Here is a 12,916-nt window from a genome sequence, read left to right on the forward strand (position 1 = left end):
ATATGTCTTATCTTTTTTAGCAAATCAGTCCTGACTGTGAATCAAACGTTCAACTCGTCAAAAGCCTCTATCACCCATGCCTGCTCTTCACAGCTTAAGCTGTCCTACCGCTCTAATCCGGAACCGGATCACTTCTCCTGAGTAATAGTCGAAAGGAATCTCTTCCATCTGGACAAAAGAAATACTGTCCTCCAGGGCTCCGTCCTGCAGCAGCTGCTGGATCGCCTCCTGCTTGACCTTCTGCAGCGCCGCCTCCTTGGTCTCGTTCTGCAGCCAACAGATCCGATCCAGCTGCACCCCTACCGGCGCTACACAAGCGCCGACTGCGGTGCACAGCTGAAACGCCGGCGGCTGCACAAGCTCGCCGTATTTATAGAACAGCTTCTCCTTCAGCAGGGCGCTACCTCCACCTACGAGCACAACCGGCAGCTTGTCCCTCGCGGTCTGGAGCTGCTCAATCGTCTCGCGCAGCGTAGCAATGGTGCGGCGAACCACCTGTTCCGCGTCCGCTTCCCGCCAATGCCCAAGCGGTTTGCCGTATTCTCGGCGCAAAGGATGTTCCTCTGGCAGCCGCCGTAGAAAAGCCTCAGTCAAGCTGCCCGCCGCTGCTTCCAGCGGTTCCCCCTTTAGATGTTCGGGATTGGCTTGGCCCGCTTCTGATCCCGAAACGGGCCAGTCATGCCCAACAGTAATCTCTCCATCCCTGATATACACCGGGGTCTCGCCGCCAAATGGCAGAGTCACCACCTTCGGCAGCCGAAGGTTAACACGGATGCCCAGCAGTCTGGCGCTTTTGATATGCTCCTGCGGCTCTCCCCCGATGACCAGCCCTACCTCTGTTTTGCTGCCGCCCATGTCCACAACAATACAGTCGGGAATGCCGGTCAGATAGGCACTGCCTCGCAAGCTGTTGGCAATTCCCGATGCTACGGCAAATCCGGGAAAAGCAGCAGCCCGATCTAGGGAGAGAATCGATCCGTCGTTCTGTGTGAACCAATACGGGCAATGTAACTGTGCTTCACCGAACAGCCCTGAAAGCTGCTGGATTGAGTCCCGCATAACTTGGGAGAGCATGGCATTGATCAATGTCGCATTCTCCCGCTCCAAAAATCCTACACTGCCGATCTGGTGAGACAGGGAGATCGAGAGCTGCGGCAGCGCCTCACGGAGCAACGTCGCCATGCGCTGCTCCTCTTCTTCATAGAGCGGAGCGAAGGTGCCTACGATGGCCACTGCGCCTACCCCACTCTCTACCAGACGCCGGATGAGTCGATCCAGCTCCGGCTGGTCATTTTCCCCGCTTAGCTTCCGGCCCGTAAAATCAAAGCCGCCGGGAATCTGCTCCATCCATTTCACATGCTCCAGGAGCGCAGGCGGCCAGCCCAGTCCGTAATGGATTTTGGAAGGTTTGCAGATTCGTATGAGCGCCGTATCCGCAATTCCTTGACCATGGGACAAGACATTCAGTAGATGTGTGGTTCCTATGAAAATCCCTTTGACTTGCTGCGGTTCTATTCCATTCTCTGCCAGCAACTGTCCGATGACAGTCCGGATGCCTGACAAAATATCTGCCGTTGTCCTGGACTTGGCTTGCCCAAGCAGCCTGCCTGATTCGCTGATAATTACAGCGGCAGTGTAGGTGCTGCCCACATCAATGCCCATTCTCATTCCAGCCACCCCTTGCCAGCCAACAATTCAACAGGTGTGTAAGGCTCCATAATTCCACTGGCCTCTGGACCGATGTAACTCAACAATTCACCTGTCCGCAGGACGTTGGGAGCTGGAATCCCCATTACCGTCACCGTTATGCCTTCTTCAATCTCATCCACCATACAGGGAGATAGCCGTTCTTCATCAAGAACTAGCAGCAAATCCGGGGTGAGACATACGTATGAGTCACCGCGGCGGGCCGACAAATACTCATTTTTGTAGCGGATTTCTAGTGCAGCTCCTTCGTAGCGGCCGGTGCCGGCAATGTGAAAGCTACCCTCTACCAATCCGTCAACAAACTGCCGCAGCACGCCATAGATTTTGCCTCTAATCAGGACTTGCGGACGACCATAGATGGAATTAGAGAAGCAGGCATGGAAATCGCTCAAGCATTGCGGCACATCATTAGCCTCATGAGCAATCCGGCCAAGCTCGCAGGAGGTGCTTAACGTATTCGGAATAATAGCAGTAGACAACGCTTGTCCACTAACGCCTAATCCGGCAAAATAAGCAACTCCGCCCATGTCCTGCGTCGTCTGCATCACAAGCTGTGATAACAAGATATTATCCGGTTCGGCTAAGTACACCGTTTCTCCAGACACACTAGTCATCGCCAGCGAGTTCCCTTGGACCCCAGCTAGATGCAGTGAGGACATATGTAACTCAGGAAAGGTCCGGGACATGCCATCTCCATCCACCACCGGCAATCCGCACTGGGCTGCCAGAATCAGCGGAATAAGCGCGTTCGCGCCTCCAATATTAAGCGGCATCACTGCTGTTGCCCGGCGTCCGAGACGTTCCTCATAAGCACGGAGTGCCGTGATCACCTCCTGTCCTGAAGGAATCATCTCTTCACATAGGGCAGCTGATCCGGTGGCCCCGATGATCACAACGTAATCTTCAGCTCCCAGTTCACCGAAAGAGATAACTTCAATTCCACGCTGGTGATCGATTACCGACAGAGCCAATGCCTGAAAAGTGTAAGTATCTCCACCCCCGCCTGAGCTAAGCAGATTCGCACCTAGCCCGATATGTGCCAACTGTTCACCGGTAATTCTCCAGCCCATCTTTCTGCCCCCTTTCTTATGTCATTTTGTTTCTGAACACAGATAATTCCGAGAAACTTTTCAAATATTCAAGCTGGTTATTGGAGCCAAATCATTTTTATCATTTTAATTATCACTTTAAATTCTTTAAATTAGTTTAAAAAAGATAATATTTTAATATATATCTTTGTTTTTCTCTGTTTTTATCTATTTTTCTCATTTTTTAAATACAATAAAAATCCGATGATTCCCTGTCCTGAATTTTAAATCTGGGTTATTTAATTTTTAACTTCTTGATTTTGCGATAGAGGGTCGGCAAGCTGATCTGAAGCTTCTCTGCTACCATCCGTTTGCCTTCTGTATCTCTTCCGAGCTGATTCAACAGCTGAATGATCGTCTCTTTTTCGTGATTTTCTTCCAGATGACGAGCGCTACGCCGTCCCGGAGCCATTACCCCTGGAATTTGTCCGCGGATTTGCGCTGGCAGACTCTGTAGTGTAACCAGATCACCAATCTCTAGTTGAACAAAATGCTCTACCACGTTCTCTAGCTCACGGACATTACCCGGCCAGTCATACAGCAGGAGCCGTTCTAGCACCTGTGGCGAAAGCCGCTTCGGCATACGCCCGTATTTTAACGAGACGTTCTTCATGAAATATTCCAGCAACAGCGGGATGTCTTCCTTCCGCTCACGCAGCGGAGGGATGTGCAATGGAATGACGTTCAACCGATAATACAGATCCTCGCGGAATTTCTCTTCGGCCACCATTCTGTCCAGATTACGATGCGTAGCGGCGATAATGCGGACATTTACATCAATCGGCTCCATACCTCCGAGCCGCTCCACCTTACGCTCCTGGACTACCCGCAGCAGCTTGCCCTGCAAATGCAAAGACATATCTCCGATTTCATCAAGGAATATCGTTCCGCCATCGGCTAGCTCGAACCGTCCAGCCTTACTCTCATTCCGGTTTCCAATAAAGGCGCTGCTCTCATAACCAAAAAGCTCACTCTCCAGGAGCGTATCAGGGATCGCTGCACAGTTGATCGCGATGAACGCGCCATCCTTCCGGGAACTAGCCGCATGGATAGATTGGGCAAATACTTCCTTGCCCGTCCCGCTCTCTCCCAAAATCAGCAGGTTTACCTCGCTTAAAGCTACCCGCTGCGACATCTCCTTGATCGTACGAATCGGGGCACTTGTGCCCTTGATATCCTCGAAACGATAAGTGGTCTGCTTTTGAAAGAGATATTTCTTCCCTTCCAGCTTCTCGGCTTCGACTTGAAGCAGAATCGTTGCAAGCCGCCCACCATCATAGACCGGCTTCACACGTATCTTCCAATTGGCCCTGCTGCGGCCTGATCGTTCAGGAACGATCGTCCGCTCCTCTAAATCCCGGACTACTCTGAGATGATCCCAATCTCCAGGAGAAATCCACTCCTGAATAAAACTCCCCAAGACCTGTGTCCGCGGAGATTCCAGCAGACTGGACATTGCCGGATTCAACTCTACGATTCTTCCATCCGGGTCCATCACCAGCAGCGCCTCCTGTGCCACAGAGAGCATGGCACTTAGCTCTTTCTTGAGCAGGCTGTTCTCCGCGGCAAGCTTGCGACTGCTCTCGCTTCCAGCAAGCATCTCCCTAAAAGAACGGGCATAGCCTCTGATAACTGGAAGATTGGCAGCAAGCCACGCTGCGCCTTCCGGATTGTCCGCCTTCACCCACAACATGACTGTGGTGTTCAATCTATACCATAGGGCACGCAGCCCTTCTGACTCCTCTCCCGCTATTGCAGCAGAACCATAATCATCATTCTCCTGAATGGCTAGGCTTTCGACAATAACCTTCAATTCTCGAGCAATGAACGCAGCATCATAATGACCTGCACCCTTCCATTGCCTAATTTCCAGATTTACAGGCAAGAGACTCGATAACTGCTCTACCAGACCGTAAAGGCCTTGCCAGCTAAGACTCTCAAGTTGTTCTATACTCAATAATAAGCACCCTCTCATGAACAGGACTCACTAGTATACTCTACTAAATTATATGAATTCCTGTATACATGATTAGAAATATTGAATTCATTCTCGCATTTTTTGTCGAAAGAGTCCAGATTTTTTTACATAATTCCTATGAGTATTATTGGAATTTAATTTTACTAGCGTTTATCAACTGCTTTCATTTCATTAAATACAATTTTCGCCCATTTTATTTCTAAAATGATGTAGCATGAACATACAAAAAATCCCGTCACCCCATGGATGACAGGATTTTCTCGATTTGATCAACAATCAGAACACCTTCTTCTTTCCCCGATCATCAATCAAAATCTGTACCGACTCCTTAAAGCGCAGCGCATGCACAATCTCCCGCTCCCGCAGGAACTTCAGACTGTCTTGCAGATCCACATCATCCGTCATATCGATCAGCCACTGGTATGTAGCCCGCGCCTTTTCTTCGGCCGCAATGTCTTCATAGAGATCAGCGAGCGGATCTCCCTTGGCAGCAATATAGGTTGAGGTGAATGGGACGCCAGCGGCGTTATTATAGAACAGAGCGTGATCCCGGGTCGCATAGTTCGGGCCGAGTCCGGCGGCCTCCAGTTGCTCAATCGATGCATCTTTTGTCAGCTTATAGATCATTGTGGCAATCATCTCCAAATGCCCGAATTCCTCAGTCGAAATATCCGTTAACACACCAATCACCTTGTCAGGAATCGCATACCGTTGGTTCATGTAACGCAGCGCAGCGGCGAGTTCGCCGTCCGCTCCACCATATTGCTCCATCAGATAACGTGCCATCCGTACGTCACATTTACCGACCCGTACCGGATATTGCAATTTCTTTTCATAAATCCACATTCGGGACGTTCCCCTCCTTTAGTGAACTGCTGCTACCATAATCAGACCGCTACACTTGCCAAGGCCAAGGGGGCTGGTTCCACTCCCAAGGGCATTGGGAAAAGGCACGCCCAAAATTCTGTAGCGGTCCATACAGCTCCTGAAACTGGCCTGCCAGCCGTGTCCGTTCCTGGGTAATCTGGTTGAACTGCTCAATCGCCTTTAGATCCTCTGGATGGGTATTCAGATAGAGATTCAGTTCCACAAGCGCAAAATCCAGAACCTGCAGCTGCTCCAGCAATTCGTAATACCGTTGGTCGCATGGCTGTGCCTGCATGGCTTATCTCCCTCCTTTCGACTTCGACTTGGACTCATACGGACTGAATAGCGCCGGCCACAAGGTTCCGTACCTTAACGCTTCCGGCAGACTGAACTGGGGAAGATTCGGCGGCTGAAAGTTGATGAACTGGTTTGGGGGGACAACGTACGTCTTGAACGGTACTGGCGGGCAGGGATCAAAAGGCCCCCTAAACGGCGTATACACACGCTCCTGGGAATTCAATATGAACATCCTCCTTTGCTCATTTCACTGCTGGGGGCAGCAGTTATTCTGAACGCTTACCTTCGTAACTAATTTATGATAGGCAAAGGCGGAATACGACGGTTTGTGAAAAAAAAATCACTTGAATTCCCTATGCGACAAAAAAAAGGCCTTCCCCCCTCGTGCATGCAGTGCGCGATAGGAGAAGGCTTAATTTATAGCTGAAATATGGTTGGTACTCATTTCGTTCCTTCAAACCTGTGTTTACTATTCATTAACCTGAGATTCTTCTTCATTCTTCGCAGACGGCTCCCGGTGAATATTAATGCGGGTAATCCGCAGCCGGGTAGACTCTTCGACCTCAAAGACGACCTCGCCGACCACGACGCGCTTGCCCTTGGATGGATTGCCTTCCAGCTCTTTGAACAGCCAGCCGCCGATGGAATCCACTTCATCGTCTTCAATGACTATACCGGTCAAATCATTGACATCCTCGATTAGCATACGGCCTGCCACTGAAATGTACTCTCCGTTCTGCTCCACGCTGGGACGTTCATCCTCGAACTCGTCATGCAGATCCCCAACGATCTCTTCCAGAATCTCTTCCGCAGTTAGCAAACCGGCAGTTCCACCGTATTCGTCAACAACAAGTGTCATCTGAATCTTGTTCTTCTGCATCAAGCGCAGCACATGACTGATCTCCATCGACTCTGGCACGTTCGGAATCGGGCGAACCAATGTAGTCAAATCATTCTGCTGTTCAGGCGGTGCGAATAGTAAATCGGTAATGTGGATAAAACCAATAATTCGGTCTTTATCCTCCATCGCCACCGGGTAACGCGAATGCTTGGTTTCCGTAATAATGCGCATATTCTCTTCCAGCGAAAGGTTGCTGTACAGTACATCCATGTCCGTACGCGGCAGCATAACCTCACGAGCCAGCAAGTCAGAGAATTCAAAGATATTATCCATAAGCTTCATCTCATCTTTGTCAATAACGCCACTCTTGGCGCTTTGATTCATGAGAATGCGTATTTCTTCCTCTGAGTGAGCCGCTTCAGCTTCACTGGCAGGCTCAACGCCCACCAAACGCAATAGCCCATTCGCGGAAGCGTTGAGCACCCAGATAAAGGGCATGAACAGATTATAGAAGAACATCAACGGTGCGGATAGCAGCAGGGCTGAGCCTTCAGTTTTTTGAATCGCCAGCGACTTCGGTGCAAGCTCACCCAGCACAATATGTAAAAAGGTAATGATGGAGAACCCGATCACTACAGATACGGTAGAAATCAGCGTTTGATCTGTGACACCGAGCTTGAACATCAGCGGCTCCACCAGTAGTTCCGAAATAGCAGGCTCTCCCACCCAGCCTAGACCGAGTGAGGCCAGCGTAATCCCAAATTGGGTCGCAGACAGATAAGCGTCCAGCTTCTTGTTTACTTTTAACGCGTATCCAGCCATCTTGTTGCCCTCACTGACTAGCTGGGTCAGGCGTGACTGCCTGACCTTCACCAGTGAGAACTCTGCTGCGACGAATATGCCATTTAATAATACGAGCACCAGAACAAGCAAAAGATTAAGCAGCAATCTCCCTACTTCAAATTCCGTATGCACTATAACAACGCCTCATTTCTACAGGTTGATCGCTTTTCTTGATTTGAAATCAACACCCGGATAATACATATCCGCTACCAGAAGATTCGGTCCGCAGCAGCTAGCTGCATCACAGTGACAGTTCACTTCTTGGTTAAGCGGGTGCTGGGTCTGCCAGTCTGTAAAAATATCATCGAGCTTGTTGCTGCTGATGTTGCCAAACGCTGCGATGTCTGCAAAATCCGTCACAAATACATCTCCTGTAAACAGATTCACGTTCACGCGATTGCGTCCGTCTGGATCATTGCGAAGCGTAACATTTTTCTCGGAACGCAGTCGCTTCAGGAGCTTCTGATCTTCCTCCAGGAAGCTGCAGGCAAAGAACGGAAGAGTACCGAACAGCATCCACATCTCCGGATCACGGTGATCGAGCAGATCATGAATGGCAGCCTGCATATCCTTAAGCGACAACACAGGCAGCTTGGAGGCAAAGCTCGAAGCATACATTGGATGCACCTCATGGCGTTTTGCTCCCATATCGCCGATCAACCGGTGAATTTCTGGCAGCTTGGTATGCGTACGATAGTTGATCATGGATTCCGCAGAGATGAGCATACCGTCATCACTGAGTCTGCGGGAGTTCTCGATCATCGTGTCGTACAAGCGGTAAGCTGCTTCCTTCGCTACAGGATGGCCGCTGTTCGCAAAGCCAACTTCATGAAAATCATCACCATTAACATAGTTGAAAGAGATATGCATAACGTCCAGATAAGGAAGCAGCTTCTCATAACGGGAGTATGGCATGGTCAGATTGGAATTGATCTGCGAGCGAATTCCCCGCTCTTTGGCATACTTGAGCAGCGGGACAATCATATTGTCTACAGTAGAAGCGCGGAACATCGGCTCTCCGCCGGTAATACTGATCGTCTGCAGATGCTCCACTTCCTCGAGCCGATCAAGCATATTCTTAAGGGGCAGCATCTCTCCTTCTTTCATGGTAAGGCTGTCCCCGACAGCGCAGTGCTCACACCGCATATTGCATAAATTCGTAACCGTCATCTCCACACTGGTCAGTACATGCCGCCCGTACTGCCGCAGTGAAGTAATCGGGTCCCAAGGATCATAGCTTGGGGATAGCTCCTTCTGCGGGGATGATGACATTGGTCTTATAACATTCATTTGTGATAGCTCCTTCAAAGCTTAGTCCTTATTATTAACCTAAAACTCATCCGTATGAACGGATTATTATCCTATATCATACCACGAAGAACGAAAAAACTGCACTTTTGAGTTGCACTCGCCTGCTTTTTACTGATATTTTCTGAAAAAAACAGCATGCAGCGAAAAGATATCCGGGCCGTGTGCACTTTCGTACCCACCCGTATATCCATCTCGCTGCATGCGTGAGAGGCTGGAATTGCCTCATTGAGAAATCTATGAAGCGGTGCCAGCTGGCACCATTAATTGGCTACATCCACAATAACAATGGAGAGCATCACGGCAAGGTCGATTTCGAACGGAACCACCGATTCGCCCTCATGTCCGGTAAGAATGCGGACCACTGGACGGTGAGGAGTGTTAGGGTCAATTTTGACCACAACCCCGGTCTGGCCGGTGCTGAGCTTCACTGTAAGTCCTAGTGGATAGATGGCCACACGGTCCCGGAACAGTTCAAGCTGCCGCTGCTCATACAATGTGCCGGAGCCGACATAGAGCGCCTCTACCGCCTGATGGGGGAGCATCGCTTTCTTGTATACACGACTCGAGGTCATGGCATCATAAGAATCAGCCACGCCAATCCATTTGGCATACTCATGAATCTCCGCTCCCTTGAGTCCACGGGGATAGCCGGAACCATCAATCCGTTCATGATGCTGCAGCGCACAATGGGCGGCAAGCAGCGGAATATTCGGCTCATCCTTAAGAATCCGGTAGCCGATTTCGGTATGGGACTGCATCTGCCGGAACTCTTCATCCGTCAGTTTGCCGGGTTTTTGGACGATTTTAACCGGAATTTGCGTCTTGCCAATGTCGTGCAGCAGCGCCCCCAGACCAATGACCCGCAGTTCTGCTTGACTGTACCCGTGAGCGATAGCCATAACAAGCGTATAGAGACAGACATTCAACGAGTGGACATACAGATAGTTGTCGGCTGTATGCATTTCCAGCAGCATGATCATAGGCGTCTCCTGAGCAGACATTTCACCCAGAATGGAATCCATCACACCTGAGAATTTTTTATCCAGATGATAAAAACCCTTGGTAATTCCGGAAGCGCCGGACATGTCCTGGAACTGTGTCTTTATGACCTTGAGCGCCTGGTTGCGCGTCTCATCCTGAAGCATCCCCTCGATCACCACATCATCAGTGAGAGAATCCTCCACATATACATAGCCGATGTCGATCCTGCCGAGGCGTTTGATCAGTGAATCGGTGAGCTCTACGCCATCGGCGAGCAGAATCATACCTTCATCGCTATAAATTTTTTTACCCAGCCTCATGCCCGGTTGAAGCTGGTTGACGGATACTAAACGCACGCTGGTTCACTCCTGCCTTTAACGGTAGATTGCTATTCTGCTTGAAAACTTTGGGTCACACACCGTGTCTATACCGTTACCTTCAGAGAACTGGCAAGTACACTCATCGGTTTGCCTCGGATAACGCTTCCTCGGATACACCTTCTGGAAACAACCATAGCCGGGTACCGCTGTACCGATGGAATCTTAGAAATGTTTAACGCATAATAAACAACCAGAAAACAGCCGCCAGAATAAAACGGTAGATCGCAAAATGTGTCAATCTGATCTTTTGAATCCATCGCATGAACAGAATAACCACAAGATAAGCCACTACGAATGAAATCAGGAAGCCGATGGCAAAGTAACCGATCGTCTCACTAGTAAAATTACGATAAGAGTCCAGAAGCTCATACCCGGAAGCCGCACACATAATCGGAATGGCAATTAGAAAGGAAAAATCGGCTGAGGCTTTATAGCTGACCCCGCTGAGCATTCCCCCGGAAATCGTGGAGCCAGAACGTGAAAAGCCTGGCCATAATACAGAGATAATCTGATACAAGCCAATGGCCAAGGCCTGACCATAGGACAGATCATCCAGTTCATGGGCGGTAATACGAATCTTGCGACGGTTAACCCACTCGGCAACGATCATTAAAATCCCGCCGGCTACCAGCGCCCAGAGCACCGTACTGGCTCCGAAGAGGCTCTTGATGAAGTCGCGTGCGAAAAAAGCGACGGCCAGGGCCGGAGCAATCCCCAGAATCACGTGGATCAGATTCAGGCGGGACTCCGGCATTACACCGCCCCGACGCGTGCTACTGCGCCCGATCCCCAGCAAGTTAAGCACCCGATGACGGTAGACCAGTGCGATAGCCAGAATAGCACCCAGTTGAATAACGATCTCATAGGTCTTCATAATCGATTCCTGCTCGGCAAAACCCATCAGCTTGGCCGTCAAGATCATATGACCTGTGGAAGATACAGGAATAAACTCTGTGATCCCTTCAACAATGGCCAAAATAATGGCTGTAATAGTGTCCATACAATCCTCCTAATTCTGGCGGAATGAATATCAGGTACAACTTTGTTATTTTAAAATTTATGAAGCGCAGTCTTCATTCAGGCCTTCCCTTGTGTAGAATTGCTATTCCAACGGGGAAGGAAGCTTTCGTCTAGACTACCTGGTCGCTGCAGCTCCATCCGCAGCAGATCACGAAGGAAATGCGGAAGGAGGTAAACAGCATCCTTGCCGTTGGCAAGAGTCTCATAACCGATCCGGAAAGTGAACATGTCCAGCGTCCCGACTTCATACTCCCGATCATCTTCCAGAAGTTGGCCTTCGACAAAAACTGCAATATCGTTATCATAAGGCAAAACAAGTGGATCGTACAAGATATTTAAGCCATCTACTGCAAGACTGCCTAGCTGTTTTCCCCGGAAACCGTAGCCGTAGATGGCTTTATTACGAAAATCCTCCGTCAGACTCTGCTCCAAAGCTATGCGAATATCCCGCCCCTTAAGCTTGACTATGCAAGGATTGATCGGCGAAGGACACAGTCCATGCAGCATGCCCAGTGAAATATCTCCCTCCGGCAGTGGTCCCAGCAGTTGTCCGGTATTGACAATCGCAAGCTTAGCGCCTGTAAATCTGCGCACAGCCTGAGCGAGAAAATTGCCGAATGGGGATTCCCCCTGATAGTCAATCGGAAGCTCTCGATCCGTAATGGCCACCGATTCATGCAAAGCTTCCCGTCCCCGTTCCAGATGACTGGCGGCTGCAGAATGAATCATTTCCTCGCTCAGCTCAGGGGAAACAGCAAGGCATTCGCCCTGTACAAGTCTGAAACCAAGATCATGCTCCTGCCGTTCAAAAACAAGCCGGCCCAAATAACGGCCAAACTTGCCGGCGCCGCAGACAGCAGTACCTCCTATGATTTGCGGAGTCTCCAGCAGATGATGAGTATGTCCACCCAAGATGGCATGGACACCCTCCAGGTTCTCAGCCAGACGTTGATCTGTAGGCAGACCTAGATGAGATAGCACGATCAGAATGTCTACTTGTGAAGCCAGTAGGCTGCATTCCTTACGAAGCGCCTCTTCGGGGTCCAGTGCATCCCATCCCAGCAGGGCATAGAACGATGCAAAGGCCGCTGTCGCTCCTGTCACACCTATGCGGATGCCATCCCGGTCTAAGATAACATGGCGCTTCATCCAGTGCGGCGGCTCTCCGGTCGCGGTCTCTACAAAGTTGCAGCACACAACTGGACACTGCAGTCCGGAGAATACCGCCGAGAGCATCTCCGCAGTAAAGGTAAGCCCCTCATTATTACCAATGGTGACCGCATCGTATCCCGTCAGATTCAGAATATCAATGTTTGCCTGTCCCATCGTTCCTTCCGTCTCTATAGCTGCTCGATCCATATGATCGCCAACATCCAGTAACAAGAGTGGTTCATCGCCCACTGCGGCCCGTTGCTCGTCAATCATTGCTGCAAGTGGACTCATCATATCGAAATGACTATGTATATCATTGGTATGAAGTATCGTTAATCGCTCTGGTATAGGCTTCATCAATAACATCCTTCCCACCTGTATAAGGCCACCCTTTTATGGAAGCGCAGGCGCTTGATCTTTCAGAGCTTAGCATAACATTTCCAGACTCAAC

11 protein-coding genes are annotated in these 12,916 nt (G+C 50.0%); all 11 read right to left on the reverse strand.

From position 1 onward, the window contains the following. Positions 1-87: 87 nt before the first annotated feature. The 11 genes from ACFORK_RS20790 to ACFORK_RS20840 all read right to left on the reverse strand — a co-directional run bounded on the left by ACFORK_RS20790 (position 88) and on the right by ACFORK_RS20840 (position 12,822). Positions 88-1,668: a hydantoinase/oxoprolinase N-terminal domain-containing protein gene (locus tag ACFORK_RS20790; protein WP_379202551.1), complete on the reverse strand. Its 1,581-nt coding sequence runs from the start codon at positions 1,666-1,668 to the stop codon at positions 88-90. After that, a complete protein-coding gene (locus ACFORK_RS20795) occupies positions 1,665-2,777 on the reverse strand; it encodes an S-methyl thiohydantoin desulfurase family protein (protein ID WP_175374215.1) in 1,113 nt (370 codons plus the stop codon). Before ACFORK_RS20795 ends, ACFORK_RS20790 begins: the two co-directional genes overlap by 4 nt. 253 nt (positions 2,778-3,030) lie before the next feature. After that, a complete protein-coding gene (locus ACFORK_RS20800) occupies positions 3,031-4,752 on the reverse strand; it encodes a sigma-54 interaction domain-containing protein (protein ID WP_379202554.1) in 1,722 nt (573 codons plus the stop codon). A gap of 297 nt (positions 4,753-5,049) precedes the next feature. Further along, positions 5,050-5,619: a manganese catalase family protein gene (locus tag ACFORK_RS20805; RefSeq protein WP_379202556.1), complete on the reverse strand. Its 570-nt coding sequence runs from the start codon at positions 5,617-5,619 to the stop codon at positions 5,050-5,052. A 49-nt stretch (positions 5,620-5,668) separates the two neighbouring features. After that, positions 5,669-5,935, reverse strand: a complete 267-nt coding sequence (locus ACFORK_RS20810; RefSeq protein WP_379202558.1) for a spore coat protein CotJB — start codon at positions 5,933-5,935, stop codon at positions 5,669-5,671. Between the two features lie 3 nt (positions 5,936-5,938). Beyond that, a complete protein-coding gene (locus ACFORK_RS20815) occupies positions 5,939-6,169 on the reverse strand; it encodes a spore coat associated protein CotJA (RefSeq protein WP_379202560.1) in 231 nt (76 codons plus the stop codon). A gap of 237 nt (positions 6,170-6,406) precedes the next feature. Further along, positions 6,407-7,753, reverse strand: coding sequence for a hemolysin family protein (locus ACFORK_RS20820; protein WP_379202563.1), 1,347 nt, complete (start codon positions 7,751-7,753; stop codon positions 6,407-6,409). Positions 7,754-7,771: 18 nt separating this feature from the next. Next, positions 7,772-8,911: a radical SAM/CxCxxxxC motif protein YfkAB gene (yfkAB, locus tag ACFORK_RS20825; RefSeq protein WP_379202565.1), complete on the reverse strand. Its 1,140-nt coding sequence runs from the start codon at positions 8,909-8,911 to the stop codon at positions 7,772-7,774. Positions 8,912-9,192: 281 nt separating this feature from the next. After that, positions 9,193-10,269: an HD-GYP domain-containing protein gene (locus ACFORK_RS20830; protein ID WP_379202567.1), complete on the reverse strand. Its 1,077-nt coding sequence runs from the start codon at positions 10,267-10,269 to the stop codon at positions 9,193-9,195. 196 nt (positions 10,270-10,465) lie between these two features. After that, positions 10,466-11,293, reverse strand: a complete 828-nt coding sequence (locus ACFORK_RS20835; protein ID WP_379202569.1) for an undecaprenyl-diphosphate phosphatase — start codon at positions 11,291-11,293, stop codon at positions 10,466-10,468. Between the two features lie 77 nt (positions 11,294-11,370). Further along, positions 11,371-12,822, reverse strand: a complete 1,452-nt coding sequence (locus ACFORK_RS20840; protein WP_379202571.1) for a bifunctional metallophosphatase/5'-nucleotidase — start codon at positions 12,820-12,822, stop codon at positions 11,371-11,373. Between the last annotated feature and the right edge of the window lie 94 nt (positions 12,823-12,916).

Source organism: Paenibacillus sp. GCM10012306, assembly GCF_042649265.1.
Lineage (GTDB): Bacteria > Bacillota > Bacilli > Paenibacillales > Paenibacillaceae > Paenibacillus_AQ.